Source organism: Streptomyces sp. NPDC006711 (assembly GCF_042869775.1).
In the GTDB taxonomy this organism is placed as follows: domain Bacteria; phylum Actinomycetota; class Actinomycetes; order Streptomycetales; family Streptomycetaceae; genus Streptomyces.
On the sequence record NZ_JBIAGO010000021.1, the window covers coordinates 89,844 to 104,821 of the forward strand.

Below are 14,978 nucleotides of genomic sequence, written 5' to 3' on the forward strand. Positions count from 1 at the left end.
ATGTGCCGCCCGGGCGATCGGGCGGCACACTTCATATACGTACGTACACGGTCTGCATCCGCATGTGGATCGCGGATTCACTGAGGAAATAGGTAGGTCATGGCCGGGAACAGCCAGCGCAGGAACCGCCGCACGTCCAACAAGAAGGGCGCCACGGTCGGCAGCGGAGGCCAGCGGCGCCGTGGCCTGGAGGGCAAGGGCCCCACTCCCAAGGCCGAGGACCGCAAGAAGCACAAGAAGAACCGCATCGCGACCGCCAAGGCCAAGCAGGCCGCGACCCGCCGCCCCGCGCCCCGGCGCGGCGGCGTCAAGGGCACGTCCGAGATGGTCGTGGGCCGCAACCCGGTCTTCGAGGCGCTGCGCGACGGCGTGCCCGCCACCACGCTCTACGTCCAGCAGTACATCGACAACGACGAGCGCGTGCGCGAGGCGCTCCAGCTCGCCGGTGAGCGCGGCAACATCAACCTGATGGAGGCCCCGCGCGTCGAGCTGGACCGCATGACCAACGGGCTCAACCACCAGGGCCTGGTCCTCCAGGTCCCGCCGTACGAGTACGCGGACCCGCAGGACCTCACGGCCTTCGCGTACGACAACGGCGAGGACCCGCTGATCGTCGCCCTGGACGGCGTGACCGACCCGCGCAACCTGGGCGCCATCGTCCGCTCCACGTCCGCGTTCGGCGGCCACGGCGTGGTCGTGCCCGAGCGGCGCGCGGCCGGCATGACGGCGGGCGCCTGGAAGTCCTCTGCGGGCACCGCGGCGCGTACGCCGGTCTCGCGGGTCACCAACCTGACGCGCGCCCTTGAGGCGTACAAGAAGGAAGGCCTCACGATCGTGGGCCTCGCCGCCGACGGCGAGCACACGGTCGAGGAGCTGGACCAGATCGGCGGGCCCGTCGTCATCGTGATCGGCAGCGAGGGCAAGGGGCTTGGCCGGCTCGTCGGCGAGACCTGCGACTACCGGGTGCGGATCTCGATGCCGGGCGGCGCCGAATCCCTCAACGCGGGTGTCGCGGCGGGCATCGTGCTCTACGAGGCGGCCCGCCGACGCGCCTGAGCTGGGTGATCTTGACGGGTCTCGGACAGATTCGGGCCCGTCAAGCAGTGTCCTAAGCACCCATCACTCGGTTAGATGAGTGTGGACACCAGAACGCCCCGGCCCGGGTTCGACGACCAGCCTGCCCTGAGCATGGCCAAGGTGGACTGCGACCCCGCGCAGGTCATCGTCAACCACGCGAGTTTCCGGGTGCAGCTTGCGCCCAAGTCGCGGCCGAAGCCCATCATTTCGAGCACCGCGGTGCGCCGCAGGGCGCCCGTGGTGTGGAGCGGGAAGTCGGCGCCGGGGGCGAGCGGACTGCTCCAGGCCGTCCGCGCCACCTCCGCCGGCGGCGCCGGCGCGGGCTATGACACCGGCGCGACGCAGACCATCCCGCGCGTCGCCGTCGACGACACGATGCCGACGCCGCTGGTCCCCGGATCCGGCCCGGGTCCGGAGACCGCGCTCCTCCCGCAGATGCGCACGCCCTACGGCCAACAGCCGTACCGGCGCGGCCAGTTCGAGGACTTCGACGCGTTCGACGAACGCGAGGAGTTCGAAGGCGACGCGGACGACGGCTCGCCCGCCAAGCGGCGCGGCACCGAGCCGGTCCGCCACGCCTACTACCCGGGCCGCCGGATGAACCTCGGCGTCGTGCTGCTCCCGCTGCGCGTCTTCCTCGGTTTCATCTCCGTGTACGCCGGCATGGGCAAGCTGTGCGACCCGGTGTACTTCGACGGCGGCGAGCGCGGCTCGATGGTCAAGTGGCTGCACTCGATGCACCCTTGGGCGCTCGCCGAGCCCCTGCGCGACTTCGCGCTCTCGCACCCCGTGGGGGCCGGGCTGACGGTGGCCTTCCTCCAAGTCGTCGTCGGCGTACTGACGATGCTCGGCCTGTGGCAGCGGGTGGCCGCCGTGTTCGGCGCGCTGCTCTCGGCGGCCCTGCTCGTGACGGTGAGCTGGCAGACGGTACGGGCCAACGACGCGCCCGACATCATCCTGCTCGCCGCCTGGTCCCCGCTGATCATCGCGGGCGCCCCGGTGTACTCGCTGGACGCGCGCCTGGCGGGTGAGGCCTGGCGCAGGCTGGGCCCGCGCTCCGAACTGTGGGAGCTGCGGCGCAGGGTGCTGCGGCGCGGTCTGGTCATGACGACCGTCGTGGTCGGCCTGACCCTGACGACCGGCGCGCTGCTCGGCGGCGCGGTCCGCTCCACCACCGTGGTGACCGTGCCGGGTCCCGACGACGACCCGACCAACTACCTGCCCGGCACCCCGCTGCCGAGCGAGACGGGCCCCGCGCTCGCCCCCCGGACGACGCCGAAGGCCGTCAAGCCCTCGCCCAAGGCGAAGACGTCGCCCAGCTCCTCCCCTTCGGCGTCCAAGAAGCCGAAGGCGCACCAGACCGTCACGGCGGGCACCACGGGCCAGCCGAGCCATTCCGCCGGCACCGGTGGCCTTGCCCCCTCGCACCACCGCACCACGCCGAAGGCCCCGCCGTCCACCAGCGCGGGCCCGACGTCGACCGGCGGCACGGGTTCGACGGGCGGCACGGGAAGCACGGGCGGCGGTGGCGGCGCGGGCGGCGGCCACGGCAACCGCAACCCGATCGGGGGGTTGCTGGGCTAGGGGGTGTCTGGTGGACCATGGCCGGGGGCGCGGCGTCTGGCACGGCACCTCGCGGCGTTGCCGAATCGCCCCGATAGCTCCGCTATCGAGACGCTCCGGCGCCTTGCGATGCACCGCACCAGACGCCGCGCCCTGACCGACCCTGATCCACCAGACACCCCCTAACCCCGAACCCCGCCCACGGAAGAGGGGGCCGGAACACCCCGGCCCCCTTCGCCGTGCCGCCGCCCCGCCCGATCCCGCCCGCGAGCCGTGGGTGGCTGGGCGCGCGGTTCCCCGCGCCCCTGGCGGGTCGGGGTCGGCCAGGATGTCAGGCGCGGTGTGCCGACAGCTCCTTGGCGGCCTCCGTGAGGTCCTTCGCCGTGTCGATGGCCCGCCAGTACGCCCCGTGGGGCAGCGGGAACCCGGCGAGGCGCCGCTCGCGGGCGAGCCGGGGGAACGTGGTGCGCTCGTGGTCGCCGACGTCCGGCAGCATCGCGGTGAAGGCCGCGGAGAAGACGTACACGCCCGCGTTGATGAGGTACGGCGAGGGCGGCGACTCGATGAAGTCGGTGATGTGGCCGAAGGCGTCGGTCTCGACGGCGCCCCAGGGGATGCGGGGGCGGGCCAGGGCCAGCGTGGCGGTCGCGTCGCGTTCGCCGTGGAAGGAGGCCATCTCGCGCAGGGAGAAGCGCGTCCAGATGTCGCCGTTGGTGGCGTACCAGGGCCGGTCGGGGTGGGGCAGCGAGGCTGCCGCGTACTTGAGGCCGCCGCCACGGCCCAGCGGTTCGTCCTCGACGACCGTGGTGACCCGCAGGGGAAGTTCGGCCGTGGCCAGCCAGTCCTTCAGGACGTCGGCGAGGTGGCCGCAGGAGACGACGGCGTCAGTGACGCCCTCGGCGGCCAGCCAGGCAAGCTGATGGCCGATGATCGGGACCCCGGTGCCCGGGATCTCGACCATCGGCTTGGGGCGGTCGTCGGTGTACGGACGGAGTCGTGAGCCCTGGCCGCCCGCCAGGATCACGGCCTGTGTCGGAAATGTCGCGGTGGTGCGCGCAGTCATGCGGTGAACGATAGGCGTCCCCGCAGGGGGACGTCACCGCTCCTGGGCCACGCCGGCGGCGAAGGAGGTGTCGCAGACGGGGCGGGAGTACGTCTGGGCCTTGACGGGGCCGTAGTGCTCCACGGCGGCCCTGCCGAGCGCGCGGGCGATCGACATGCAGTGCCGGGCGAGCGAGGGGCGGTGCTCGACCTCGCGCTGGAGGTGGGTCAGGGCGGTGCCGGGGTCCTTCTCCTGGAGCTCGGTCAGGAGCGCGTCCCGCAGTACGTCCTGCGGGGCGCGGGACTTGGCGCGTACGGAGACGTTCTCGGAGGAGGCGGTGAGGATCTGGGATCCGTTGCTGCCTGCCCAGTTGACCCGGGTGACCGCGAGCGTGCCGGAGAGCACGAGGACGACGGGCAGGACGAGGGCGAGGGTTCGGCCGATTCGGCGGGCTGTGTGCGTCACGGAGGCGAGCGTAGCGGGGAGTGATGATTTGGCGACATTTAGTCACTCTGTCGGGGGACGGTTCGCCGCCGTTTTCTCAGAGGCGTGTTGACGAACACCATTCGAATTGCCCGATGTGCCGGGGTATTTGTCGACACCCGTCCGGAGAACGGCGGCGGCCCCGCACGCGCGTGCGGGGCCGCTCGACCGGAGACCCCTTGGTGGCGGCCGCGTACCGGTGATCAGTCTGCCGGTATCAGTCTGCCGGTTCAGTCTGTAAGGCGCTCGCCCGTGGAGGTGGAGAACACGTGGATCTCACCCGGACGCGGGACGACGTGGAGCTGTGTGCCCTTCTCCGGCACCGAACGGCCGTCCACGCGGACCACGAGGTCCTTCGTCTCGCCGCCGACCTCGGCGGAACCGTACACATAGCCGTCGGCGCCCAGTTCCTCGACGACGTTGACGGTGACGGCGAGGCCGGCCGGGGCCTCGGCGGACTCCTTGGTGAGGGACTTGGCGGCGGCGCCGCCCTGCTCGACGATGTCGAAGTGCTCGGGGCGCACGCCGACGGTGACCGTACGGTCGCCCCGGTCGGCCGCCGCGCTCAGCGCCTCACGGCTGACCGGCACCACGCTGTTGCCGAACTTCACGCCGCCGTCGGTGATCGGGACCTCGACCAGGTTCATCGCGGGCGAGCCGATGAAGCCGGCGACGAACAGGTTGGCCGGGCGGTCGTACATGTTGCGCGGCGAGTCGACCTGCTGGAGCAGCCCGTCCTTGAGGACGGCCACGCGGTCGCCCATCGTCATGGCCTCGACCTGGTCGTGCGTGACGTACACGGTGGTGATGCCGAGGCGGCGCTGGAGCGAGGCGATCTGCGTACGCGTGGAGACGCGGAGCTTGGCGTCGAGGTTGGACAGCGGCTCGTCCATGAGGAAGACCTGCGGCTCGCGCACGATGGCGCGGCCCATCGCCACGCGCTGGCGCTGACCGCCGGAGAGCGCCTTGGGCTTGCGGTCCAGGTACTCGGAGAGGTCGAGGATCTTCGCCGCCTCCTCCACCTTCTTGCGGATCTCCGCCTTGTTCACGCCGGCGATCTTGAGCGCGAAGCCCATGTTGTCGGCGACCGTCATGTGCGGGTACAGCGCGTAGTTCTGGAACACCATCGCGATGTCCCGGTCCTTGGGCGGCAGGTGCGTGACGTCACGCTCGCCGATGCGGATGGCTCCGCCGTTGACGTCCTCCAGGCCCGCGAGCATGCGCAGGGAGGTGGACTTTCCGCAGCCGGAGGGGCCGACGAGGACGAGGAATTCGCCGTCCTCGATCGCGATCTCCAGCCCGTCGACGGCGGGCTTGGTGGAGCCCGGGTAGATCCGGGTCGCCTTGTCGAACGTGACAGTGGCCATGACTGATGTGTCCCTTCACCGGCAGGAACGTGCCGGACGATCCGAGTAGAGGGAGAAGTGGTGTAGTCCACCGGGGTGGACTGGGTCAGGACGCTACCCGGCGGATGTCCGCGTTGTCAGCACTCCGTGGCCACGAACTTCCCAACCCGGGCTCCCTGAAGCCCGGGCCCCCTGAAGCCCGGGCCCCCTGAAGCCCGGGCCCCCGGAAGCCCGGGCCCCCTGGGAGCTCCGGCCCCGGAAAGCCCCGGCCCCGGAAAGCCCCGGCCCCGGAAAGCCCCGGCCCCGGAAAGCCGGGGCCCCGGAAAGCCCGGGCCCCAGCCGCCCCCGAGCCGGCGGGCGCCTCCGGGTCCTGGATGCCCCGGAGTCGGCGGGCGCCCCGGGCCCCGGCCGCCCCCGAGTCGGCGGGCGCCCGGCACCCTGGACGCCCCCGAGCCGGCGACGCCCCGGCCCCCGGCCGCCCCCGAGTCGGCGGGCGCCCCGCGCCCTCGACGCCCCCGGAGCCGGCGCCCCGCCCGAGTCCGTGGCCCGCCCCGGGCCCCGCCCACGAAATCCGCCGCCCCGCCCGGCCGAGCGTTGGTTACACTTCACGCGTTGCCTCCTTAGCTCAGTTGGCCAGAGCACCGCTCTTGTAAAGCGGGGGTCGTCGGTTCGAACCCGACAGGGGGCTCAAGGGAAAAGGCCCCCAGCCGATCTTGGCTGGGGGCCTTTGACATCCGTCTCTGACATCAACGCGGTTGATCACTCCCGGATGGTCACTTCCGGGCCGGGCGGTCAGTCCCTGACCGGGCGGCGCCGCAGCAGCCGGTCCATGTGGCTGATGGCCTTGCGCTGGGTGTCCTGCACGACGTGCGTGTACACGTCCATGGTCAGGCTGATCTGCGAGTGGCCGAGGATCTCCATCACGACGCGGGGCGCGACTCCGGCCGCGGTGAGCAGGGTCGCGCACCCGTGCCGGGCGTCGTGCAGCCGGACGACGCGGAGGCCGGCGGTCTCGGAGACCCGGACGAAGGACCGGTGCACGTTGCGGGGTTCGACCGGGCGGCCGGTGCGGGTGGTGAAGACGTAGCCGGACTCCTGCCAGGCCGCACCGGCGCTCTCGCGGGCGGCGGCTTGGCGCATGCGGTGCCAGCGCAGGGGAGCGACGCACATGGCGGGGAGCGGGAGCGCCCGGCTTCGGCGCCCTTTCGTCTCGTCGTTGTAGAGCACGCCGCGCCGCCGCTGGAGTTGCTGGCGTACGGTCAACGTCCTTTGGCCCAGGTCGATGTCGGACCAACGAAGACCCATGATCTCTCCCCGGCGTAAGCCCATGGCGATGGCGAGTACGAAGGCCGCGTAGAGCGGATCGAGCCGGGCGGCGGCGAGGAAGGTCAACGTCTCGTCGAGAGACCAGGGGCTCAGTTCGCGCGGCGTGGGGCGCGGCGGTTCGACGAGCTTGGCCACGTTGCGCGTGATCATCTCCTCCCGGCAGGCGGCGGACAGAGCCGAGCGCAGAACCCGGTGCGACTCCTTCGCCGTGGCGCCGGTGGTCTTCTTCTCCAACTGGAGAAGGAAACGCCGGACATCGGCGGTGCCAAGAGACTCCAGCCGCTTCCCGCCGATCATCGGGGCGAGGTAGAGGCGGACGTGCGCCTCGTACTTGTCGTACGTGCTCAGTTTGCGGCGCGGCTTCACGACGCTCTCCAGCCAGAACGTCAGCCATTCGGAGAGCTTGGCCGATCGCGTGGGCACGGGGGTGCCGCTCGCGACCTTGTCGAGGAGTTCACGGCGCTTGGCGTCGCACTCCTCCCAGGTCTTGCCGTAGGCGAACTTGCGGGCCCGGGTGCCGTCCGGCTGGAGGACGTAGACCGCGCACTGATAGCGGCCGTCCTTGCGCTTGGTGATCGTGCCGGCGCCGTTGGGGTTGCGTTTGCGCTGCGTGGCCATCAGGCGGCCTCCTCGATCTGGCCGAGGATGAACGCGCTCACGGAGTCGACCGGGATGCGGCGCGATCCGTCGATCTTGATCGAGACCAGGCGGTGAGACCGGATGAGGTCGTAGACCTTGGAGCGTCCCAGCTTGAGCCGGGTCATGACCTCCGGCACGGTGAGCAGTTCGGCGTTGGCGGTGGTCATGCTTCGGCTCCTTCCAGGGCGAGTTGGTCGCGCAGGGCTTCGCGCGCCGTCTCGCGGTTGAGTTGGAGGCCGCGAGCGATGGTGGCGGCGAGGGCGGACTCACCGGGGGTGTGGCCGTGCCCCGCGTACTGCCAGTCGCCGAGTACGAGGACCGTGTCCGGCTCGCGGTCGTCCAGGCCGAGGGATACGCGTTCCTGGGCAGCGCGGAACTCGGCTCGTGCAGCGCGGAGTTCGCCCAGAGTGGTCGAGTAGTGGCGGGACTTCGAGGAGAAGTGGCCCCGGAAGCCGAGCATGTGAGCCCAGGCCCAGAGACGGCGGTCCGGGTACAGCGGATCGAGGAGCTTGCACGCTTCGATCAGGCGGCGGGCGTGCTCGGGGACGCCGTGGCGGTCGAGGTCGGCCAACTCGCAGATGCGACGGTCCAACGTGCCGGTGTTCTCGGCGGCCTTGGTGGCGTACTTGGCGACGTAGGAGGCGACAGCCTGCTCGGTGATGTCGGAACCGTCCCGGAACGCCTTGACGGGGCGTACGTCGAGCTGGGTGCCCCAGCGGAAGGTGCGGGCGGGCTGCCCTTCGGCGGCCGGTACGGAGACGGACGTGTAGCCGTGGGATGCGGCGGCATGGATGGCGTCGGTGAGGAGCGCGACCGTGGCCCAGGACGGGGGCGGAGTGCCGGGTCCGTTCGGGCCGTCGACGCGGATCACGGCGTGGAAGTGCACGGCGCCGCGCTTCTGGAACTCCGCGACCTTGCCGTAGGAGACGCGGGCCGACTCCTTCAGCTCCCGTTGGGTCAGCCCGGCCCGCGCGGCGATCTCTCGGCGCAATCGGGTCGTGAAGCGCATCCACAGGTCGCCCGCGTGGTTGTTGAAGAGCACCGCGGCCGCGTAGTCGTACGTTGCCGGGTCGAGGGCCGTGCCCAGCGCGGCGTCGTCCGTGGCATGGCGGGTGCCGCAGCGGCAGGTTCCTCGATCAGGGCGGTTGTGGACCGGGCCGAAGGACGGCGCGGTGAGGGTGGCGAAGACGCGCGGGTGGTTCCGGACCGTGCCGGAAACGTCTCGGCGGTCGTCTCCGGCGAGCCCGGCGCGGATGAGCTGGTAGGTGTCTCCCGCGTACGTCCATGCGCAGGACGGGCAGCGGGAGGCGCGCCGGTTGCCGCAGGCGACGCGGAGATGGCCGCCCGGTTCCGTGCTGGTGGAGTAGGAGTGCAGGGTCTCCCCGGTGGTCCTGTCCTTGGTGAGGGTCCAGCCGGTGAGGTGGACGGGGTCGGAGCAGCCGCCGGTGCGACGGATCTGCTCCTGCCAGCGGTCGAAGTCGGGTGCCGAGGCCACCCTCAGCAGGTCGCCGAAGGCGATCGGGTCGAGCAGCGGGGAGGGTGCGGGCGCCTTCCGCGCGCTGAGGCGTCGTTCGGGTGCGGTGGGGTGGGCCATGCTGGAGGTTCCTTCGGTTCTCGGATCGGAGGGCGTACGGCTCCCGGGCGGCGGATGCTTGGCGGTATCGAGGCCGCCCGGGGGCCGGTCAGCGGCGCTTCGTGCCGCTGCTCATCAGGGAGCGGACGACCAGGGCGCAGATGGCGAGCGACGTTCCGGTGAGGGCGACCGCGAGCAGCATCGAAACCAGGACGGCGCCGAGGACCAGGACCACGGCCGTCCCGCCGCCGACGAGGGCGACCACGGCGCCGGGGGTGATCTGGACGGTGGGCCGGGAGGGCGTCGGAGTCGGCGCATAGGCCTGCACGGGACGCTGGACGCTGGTAGTCGGTTCGACGATGACGGCGGGCGAGGCGGCATGGGCTGTCGGCTGGGGCATGGTCGGGACCTTGGGACGGAACATGATGAATCCCCTTTGGCAGTGGCCTACTTGATCGCGGAGTCGATGACGGGGGAGAGCAGGCTGTCGGCGAGGAGATAGCCGCCGACGAGGAGCACGGCCACGAGCCACCAGGGCGGGCGGATGAGCTTGATGCCGAGGTAGCCGACGACGAGCAGGGCGAGCCAGAGCGGGACGTCCACGGTGGGCTCCTATCGGGCGGTGCAGCGGTGGGTGCGGGCGGCTAGCTGCGCGGCGCTCCGGCTGGAGTAGTCGGCGGACCAGCCGCAGCGGTCGTTGGTGCACACGGCCGCGTGCTTGGTCCGGCCGTGGCGGTCGCGGTAGGTGCCGATCTGCACTGGACCGATGCGCATCACGGAGTGGAAGTGGTCACGAGCGGGCACGTAGATCAGTCCTTTCGGGCGGCGGCCGGGTGTTGGCCAAAGGAGGCCGTATTGCCGCTGGTATCAGTCGAGTTGGGCGACGATGGCGTTGGCGAGCTGGGCCGGTACTCCGAGGCGGGCGCGCAGGGTGTCGGCGTCGATCGCGGATCCCGTACGCGCCTGGTGGTCGTCGGCGAGCTTGCGGGCGTGGTCGACGAGGGCGGCCGGGACGGAGGCGGTGGCCGGAGCGGGCTCTTCCTGTCCGGGAGCCTCGATGAGCCTTCGCGCGGAGGCGGCATCCGAGGGAGCGGACTCGTGCGTCGGCAACGGCTCCGTCGGTTCGTCGCTGGTCGGGGCGGGTGAGGTGTGGGCGAGGAGAGTGCCGCCGAGGAAGGCGAGCGCGGGCCACCCGGCGATGCCGAACCGCAGCCAGGAAGACGGGTGTTGAAGGTCGAGGAAGCCCGCTGTGGCCACGTTGGCTCCGAGCGACGCGGAGAGCGCGATCAGGAACCAGGACCAGGCAAGCCGCGACGGACCTTCAGTGCGAAGCCGTCGCCAGGACGCGACCAGGAGCAGGTCGACACTGACGGGATAGGCCCAGGCCTTCCAGCCGTCCTGTCCGGAGGCGGCAGCGAGGTCATGAAGGTGTGCGAAGGACAGTGCCCCGGCGATCCCGGCTTGTACGAGAACGGCGTCCACGCGGATCGAGCGGTTCATGAGGCTCCACCAATTCGGCATGGAGGGGGTAGGGACGTGGCGCGAGGTGGCCGCGCCGACCGTGGTGCGGGGTGTGTCAGGCCGTGGCGGGGGAGGCGTTGAACGACGCGAGGGCCTTGGCCGGTGCGGCGACGACGGGCCGGAAGGCGGCGAGGGCCGGTAGGTCCGGCGTGCGGTCGGCGTAGGTGTTGCAGAGGTTCACGGCGTCGCGCAGCGAGGTGTGCGGGGCGCGGATGCGGGCCCAGCCGCCGGTCGAGTCGCCGGCGACGGCGAGGCCCGGAGTGTCGGGCGAGATCTGGATGGCGGCGAGAACGGCGTCCGGGGAGATGTCTCCGAAGGCCATGTTGGCGCTGGTCTCGTCGTTGACGCGGTGGGCGGTGCGGCCGGTGAGCTGGGCGCGGAGCATCGTGATGCCCTTGCCCAGTTCGGAGCCGAAGCGCTGACCGCAGATCTCCAGGTAAATGCCTGCGGCGCGGCCGAGCTGGGCGAGCCGGACGAGGGCGGTGACGATGCGATCGCGGCGCTTCTCCTCGTCCTTGTTGGCGAAGAGCGCGAGCTCGGCGACCTCGTCGACGAGGACGACGACAGGAACGGGCCGGAGGTCGTCGGGCAGGTCCCAGATGTCGGCGGCGATCTCTGCGTCCGGAACCGCGACGCTGATGCGCTGCTGGGCGCGTATGAGTTGATAGACGTCCGCCATGTGCGAGACGAGCGCTTCCAGGAGGCCGAGCGCGGTCTCCTGGTCGTCCGCGAGGGCGGAGAAGCGGCGAGCCAGGGGGAAGAGTTCGACTCCCTGCTTGCAGTCGATACCGACCAGGGCGACGTCGAGCGGTGCGAGCCCGCAGACAAGGTTGCGCAGGTAGACGGACTTCCCGGACTCGGTGGCCCCGAGCGTGAGCCCGTGGGGCACGGCACGGAAGTCGCGGTAGTGCACCGCCCCGTCCTCGCGCAGCGCCAGCGGGATACGCATTGGGCCCCCGTCACCGGGCTTCGAAGCGGGCATCCGAACGCGATTGAGCACGTCATAGCCGGTCATCCGTAACTCGACTATTCCTGACCGGAGTTCACGGGAGCTGACGCCGTACATCCCGAAGGAATGACGCAGCCGATCCGTGGCGGCGGAGAAGTCGAAGGCATCTTGGCCGGGGCGGAGTTTGACCCGCAGGACCAGCCCCGTCCGAGTAGGCCGCAACCGCAGGATGCGCGGTGAGCGGGACTCGGGTACGGACCGGTTGGCTACCCGGGCGAGGGCGAGTTGCCAGCGCGCGGGCGGCACGGTGAGCCCGCAGGCCTCCATGACCGAGGCGTACCGGACCAACAGCCGTAACGAGGCGAGCGTGGCCCCGCAGCAGACCCAGTACCAGGCGGGGCGCCGCCACCGCAGGATCACTGCGGAGGCGACGACCAGCAGCAGCACGACCGTGAAGGTGGCCACGATCAGGCTGCCTTGGGCTTCGCGGTGCCGACGCCGAGCGAGGTGAGGGCGACGGCCCGGTACGCGATGCCGTGCCGCTTCTGGCCGTTGAACTCGTTCTCCCACGGCCGTGCGACGAGTCCGGTCAGCGCGACCGGCGTCCCCATGGCCAAGTCGTCGGAGAGACCGGGCTTGGGGATGGTGACGGACAGGATCTCGACTTCGTCGTTGGCCGCGAACATCACGTCCACGGTCATCAGAGCGGCCCCGGTCTCGGCGTCCACGGCGAGCTCGCCAGTACGGCGGTCCTTGACCTTGGGCTGCGGCGCCTTGGCGACCATCACGGTCGCGGCGGAAGTGTCTACAGGGATCTGACGCACAGCTGATCACTCCTCTATAGATGCTTAACTCCGTCACTCATGTACATGAGTGACATGAAGAAGAGTGCATGACTCCTGTACATGAGTCAACCCGCCGGGACGAGGAAGTCGCGGCGGGTTGTGGGCAGTTGAGCGTGCGTCAGTCGGCGGCGGGGATCCGATAGCTGAAGACGAACTGGTCAGCGGCCATGAGGGTGTCGCAGACCTCGACGACGAGGCCCGCGGTCGTCACGGCTTCCCGGACGAGGTGGACCACCGGAGCCCCGGGGCTCAGCGCCAGCTCGGACGTCTCGGCCTTGGACGCCGGGCGCGCTTGCAGCGTCTCGACGAACTCCGCGAACTCGTGGCCGTGGTCTTCGAGTCGGGCGTAGATGCCGCCACCGCCGGGGTTCTCGGCGAAGAGCTCGGGGATGTCCTTCACGACATCCCACGGGAGGTAAGAGGTCGCCGTTTCGACGGGCGTTCCGTTGCGGAAATACAGCCGCCGACGGGCGAGCACCTGAGTGCCGGCCTCGACGTCCAGGCGCTCGGCGATGTCCTCGGGGGCTTCCATGGGGCCGATGTAGAGCACGCTCACCTTGGCGGTCGCTCCGGACTGGGCGGACTCGGCCAGGTACGCGGCCTTGCCGCCCTGCCGATGCGAGCGCCGGAAACGGTCGGAGGAGCGGTGCCGGACGGGCGGCCGGTCCTTCACGATGGAGCCCTTGCCGTGCCGGGTCTCCACGAGCCCACTGGCGCGGACCTCGACCATGGCCTTACGGATGGTCCCGCCCGAGACGCCGTAGCGATCCACGAGCTCGGACTCGCTCGGCACCATTTCGCCGGGCTTGAGGACACCGGCCCGGATCTGCTGAACGATCTCGTCGGCGATCTGCACGTACCGAGGTACGGCTCTCCCACCTCCTACTGCTGTTCCCATAGTCCTTCTCTTCCTCCTATGCTCCTGTACATGAGTAACAGCGCCCGGGAAGGCCAGTCAACGCCACTCCACTCCGTGTCCGTCGCCGGGGTAGTGGTTCGCGACGACGGTCGGCTCCTGGCCATCCGGCGCGCTGACAACGGCACTTGGGAACTTCCGGGCGGCGTACTCGAAATCGACGAGTCCCCGGAGGAAGGTGTTCGTCGCGAAGTCCGGGAAGAGACGGGCATCCACGTGGAAGTCGACGAGCTGACCGGGGTCTACAAGAACACGACCCGGGGCATCGTGGCCCTGGTCTTCCGCTGCAAGCCCGCGGGCGGCGTGGAGCGCACGTCGAGCGAATCAACGGCCGTCGACTGGCTCACGCCGGAAGAGGTCGCGGAGTGGATGTCCGAGGTCTACGCGATCCGTCTCCTGGACGCCCTGGACGGGGCGGGCCCGCACGTCCGCAGCCACGACGGCAAGCGCCTGACGCCCGCGCGATAGAACTTTCCCTACTTCATCAAGTGCCCGCGCACGGCGCGGGCGCGCGCCGCCTCTGCGGCGCGGCCTGCCTCCTGTCTCCGCCCCGGCTGGCCGCGCCCGGCGGCGCGCTCGCGGCTGCGGGCATGGAGTGGGAGACACCCCCTGTGGCTGGGGCGGCCGGCTCCACGGCTTTAGGCAGCCACTCTGGCGCGAGCCTCGAAGATCATGGCCCCAACGTCGTGCTTTACCGGGCAGGTCCACAACCTGCCCGACGCGCCGGAAGCTTACGGGGCCATGATCACTCGCGCCAAAGCAGCTCCCGCCCAAAGCCGCTCCGCCGACCTTCTCTGAATCAGACTCCCACCTCACCCAACGGATCTAGAGTGGCCTTATGGCTCCCCCCAATCAGAAAAGAATGGACCGGTACACCTGGCTACCTCACGCAGCAGTACGTGCCTGTATTCGACTCGCCAAACGACACGACAAGAAATTTCAAGAGGCGCGGCACTTTATGATCGACGTCGCCGCATTCATCTCTATCATGTCGCATCCGTCCCGCGGCACGCGCAGAACGAACCAGGACGTGTTAGACGCTCTCACCCTAGTTGCTGAAATGCAGGTGCTCGTGGAGGCTTCAGAGGAGCGACTGCTCAGAGAGGCTCGACGGCGAGGGATCACGTTTCGCGAGATAGCCGATGCCATGGTCATGCGAAGTCGACAATCCGCAGAGCAGCGCTTCATTCGCCTCGCCGGAGGTAAGGGAGAAGCCGAGCAGAATCACATGAATCGCCGTCGGCAGGCGCGCTTCGGGTATGTTGTAGATTCCCAGGACAGGCATGAGAACCATTTCATGAACCTGAACCTGGCATTTCGCTGGATTGCGTTTGATGCAGATCTTCCGGAGGACGTCGCGCCGGATCTTGGCGACGGGAATTAGACCCGCCAACTCCGCGAACGGAGGCTTGTTGGATCAATAGAAGCATCCCCGACACAGCCGACATCTGCTCCGGACTGACAACTTGCGAACAAGCGATGAGCAGCCCGATTTGAACGAACATCCGCAGATTCAAAGCGCGTGCGAGGGCGATTATTTTCCCGTATCGACGGTTTCGCATTGCAGTTCCACCTTTTTCCTTCACAGAGCGCCGCTACCGACTACTGACCTTGAATGCGTGATGTCGTCATGGTGGCTGGCGTCGGAGGCCGGTGCCGGTGAGGCAGCCGTTGAGGACGTCGTGGCGGTACTGGAGC

At 69.9% G+C, this 14,978-nt stretch carries 18 protein-coding genes and 1 tRNA gene; 6 read left to right on the top strand and 13 right to left on the bottom strand.

Annotation, left to right across the window (positions count from 1 at the left end; genetic code table 11):
* Positions 1–99 precede the first annotated feature (99 nt).
* Together rlmB and ACFYM2_RS30530 are read left to right on the top strand one after the other, a co-directional pair.
* On the top strand, positions 100–1,056 hold the full coding sequence (gene rlmB, locus ACFYM2_RS30525; protein ID WP_350231768.1) for a 23S rRNA (guanosine(2251)-2'-O)-methyltransferase RlmB: 957 nt from the start codon (positions 100–102) through the stop codon (positions 1,054–1,056).
* Between the two features lie 75 nt (positions 1,057–1,131).
* Positions 1,132–2,661 carry a DoxX family protein gene (locus ACFYM2_RS30530; protein ID WP_359003065.1) on the top strand — a complete coding sequence of 510 codons (1,530 nt, stop codon included), beginning with the start codon at positions 1,132–1,134 and terminating at the stop codon, positions 2,659–2,661.
* Between the two features lie 310 nt (positions 2,662–2,971).
* On the opposite strand, the gene ACFYM2_RS30535 is transcribed toward ACFYM2_RS30530, so the two are convergent.
* The 3 genes from ACFYM2_RS30535 to ACFYM2_RS30545 all read right to left on the bottom strand — a co-directional run bounded on the left by ACFYM2_RS30535 (position 2,972) and on the right by ACFYM2_RS30545 (position 5,532).
* Positions 2,972–3,703: a nucleotidyltransferase family protein gene (locus ACFYM2_RS30535; protein ID WP_359009140.1), complete on the bottom strand. Its 732-nt coding sequence runs from the start codon at positions 3,701–3,703 to the stop codon at positions 2,972–2,974.
* Positions 3,704–3,736: 33 nt separating this feature from the next.
* Positions 3,737–4,147: a hypothetical protein gene (locus tag ACFYM2_RS30540; protein WP_359009138.1), complete on the bottom strand. Its 411-nt coding sequence runs from the start codon at positions 4,145–4,147 to the stop codon at positions 3,737–3,739.
* Positions 4,148–4,395: 248 nt separating this feature from the next.
* Positions 4,396–5,532: a sn-glycerol-3-phosphate ABC transporter ATP-binding protein UgpC gene (locus ACFYM2_RS30545; protein ID WP_359006897.1), complete on the bottom strand. Its 1,137-nt coding sequence runs from the start codon at positions 5,530–5,532 to the stop codon at positions 4,396–4,398.
* A gap of 593 nt (positions 5,533–6,125) precedes the next feature.
* On the opposite strand from ACFYM2_RS30545, the gene ACFYM2_RS30550 reads away from it, so the two are divergent.
* Positions 6,126–6,199: transfer RNA gene (locus ACFYM2_RS30550), tRNA-Thr, on the top strand.
* A 104-nt stretch (positions 6,200–6,303) separates the two neighbouring features.
* Here ACFYM2_RS30550 and ACFYM2_RS30555 read toward each other — a convergent pair.
* From ACFYM2_RS30555 to ACFYM2_RS30600, 10 genes are all read right to left on the bottom strand, one after another.
* Positions 6,304–7,455 (bottom strand): tyrosine-type recombinase/integrase, encoded by a 1,152-nt coding sequence (locus tag ACFYM2_RS30555; RefSeq protein WP_388840724.1) that lies wholly within the window; start codon positions 7,453–7,455, stop codon positions 6,304–6,306.
* Positions 7,455–7,643 carry a helix-turn-helix domain-containing protein gene (locus ACFYM2_RS30560; protein WP_388468004.1) on the bottom strand — a complete coding sequence of 63 codons (189 nt, stop codon included), beginning with the start codon at positions 7,641–7,643 and terminating at the stop codon, positions 7,455–7,457. The genes ACFYM2_RS30555 and ACFYM2_RS30560 overlap by 1 nt, the downstream gene beginning before the upstream one ends.
* A complete protein-coding gene (repSA, locus tag ACFYM2_RS30565) occupies positions 7,640–9,070 on the bottom strand; it encodes a replication initiator protein RepSA (RefSeq protein WP_388840726.1) in 1,431 nt (476 codons plus the stop codon). Before repSA ends, ACFYM2_RS30560 begins: the two co-directional genes overlap by 4 nt.
* Before the next feature lie 88 nt (positions 9,071–9,158).
* Complete coding sequence (locus tag ACFYM2_RS30570) at positions 9,159–9,473, bottom strand: SpdD-like protein (RefSeq protein WP_388840729.1); 315 nt, start codon at positions 9,471–9,473, stop codon at positions 9,159–9,161.
* Between the two features lie 23 nt (positions 9,474–9,496).
* Complete coding sequence (locus ACFYM2_RS30575) at positions 9,497–9,652, bottom strand: hypothetical protein (RefSeq protein ID WP_388840732.1); 156 nt, start codon at positions 9,650–9,652, stop codon at positions 9,497–9,499.
* Between the two features lie 9 nt (positions 9,653–9,661).
* Complete coding sequence (locus ACFYM2_RS30580) at positions 9,662–9,853, bottom strand: mobile element transfer protein (RefSeq protein WP_388468010.1); 192 nt, start codon at positions 9,851–9,853, stop codon at positions 9,662–9,664.
* Between the two features lie 63 nt (positions 9,854–9,916).
* Positions 9,917–10,549, bottom strand: coding sequence for a DUF2637 domain-containing protein (locus ACFYM2_RS30585; RefSeq protein ID WP_388840735.1), 633 nt, complete (start codon positions 10,547–10,549; stop codon positions 9,917–9,919).
* Positions 10,550–10,625: 76 nt separating this feature from the next.
* On the bottom strand, positions 10,626–11,984 hold the full coding sequence (locus ACFYM2_RS30590) for an FtsK/SpoIIIE domain-containing protein (RefSeq protein WP_388840738.1): 1,359 nt from the start codon (positions 11,982–11,984) through the stop codon (positions 10,626–10,628).
* A 2-nt stretch (positions 11,985–11,986) separates the two neighbouring features.
* The gene (locus tag ACFYM2_RS30595) at positions 11,987–12,343 is read right to left on the bottom strand and encodes a hypothetical protein (RefSeq protein WP_365441496.1); all 357 of its coding nucleotides are present in this window, start codon (positions 12,341–12,343) and stop codon (positions 11,987–11,989) included.
* 139 nt (positions 12,344–12,482) lie between these two features.
* Positions 12,483–13,262: a GntR family transcriptional regulator gene (locus tag ACFYM2_RS30600; protein ID WP_388840741.1), complete on the bottom strand. Its 780-nt coding sequence runs from the start codon at positions 13,260–13,262 to the stop codon at positions 12,483–12,485.
* A gap of 18 nt (positions 13,263–13,280) precedes the next feature.
* Here ACFYM2_RS30600 and ACFYM2_RS30605 point away from each other — a divergent pair, with 18 nt between their 5' ends.
* The 3 genes from ACFYM2_RS30605 to ACFYM2_RS30615 form a co-directional block, all read left to right on the top strand.
* Positions 13,281–13,748, top strand: a complete 468-nt coding sequence (locus tag ACFYM2_RS30605; RefSeq protein ID WP_388840744.1) for an NUDIX hydrolase — start codon at positions 13,281–13,283, stop codon at positions 13,746–13,748.
* 370 nt (positions 13,749–14,118) lie between these two features.
* A complete protein-coding gene (locus ACFYM2_RS30610; RefSeq protein WP_388840747.1) occupies positions 14,119–14,664 on the top strand; it encodes a hypothetical protein in 546 nt (181 codons plus the stop codon).
* A gap of 109 nt (positions 14,665–14,773) precedes the next feature.
* Positions 14,774–14,978, top strand: a 205-nt coding sequence (locus ACFYM2_RS30615; protein WP_388840750.1) for a hypothetical protein, incomplete at its 3' end; no start/stop codon positions are given.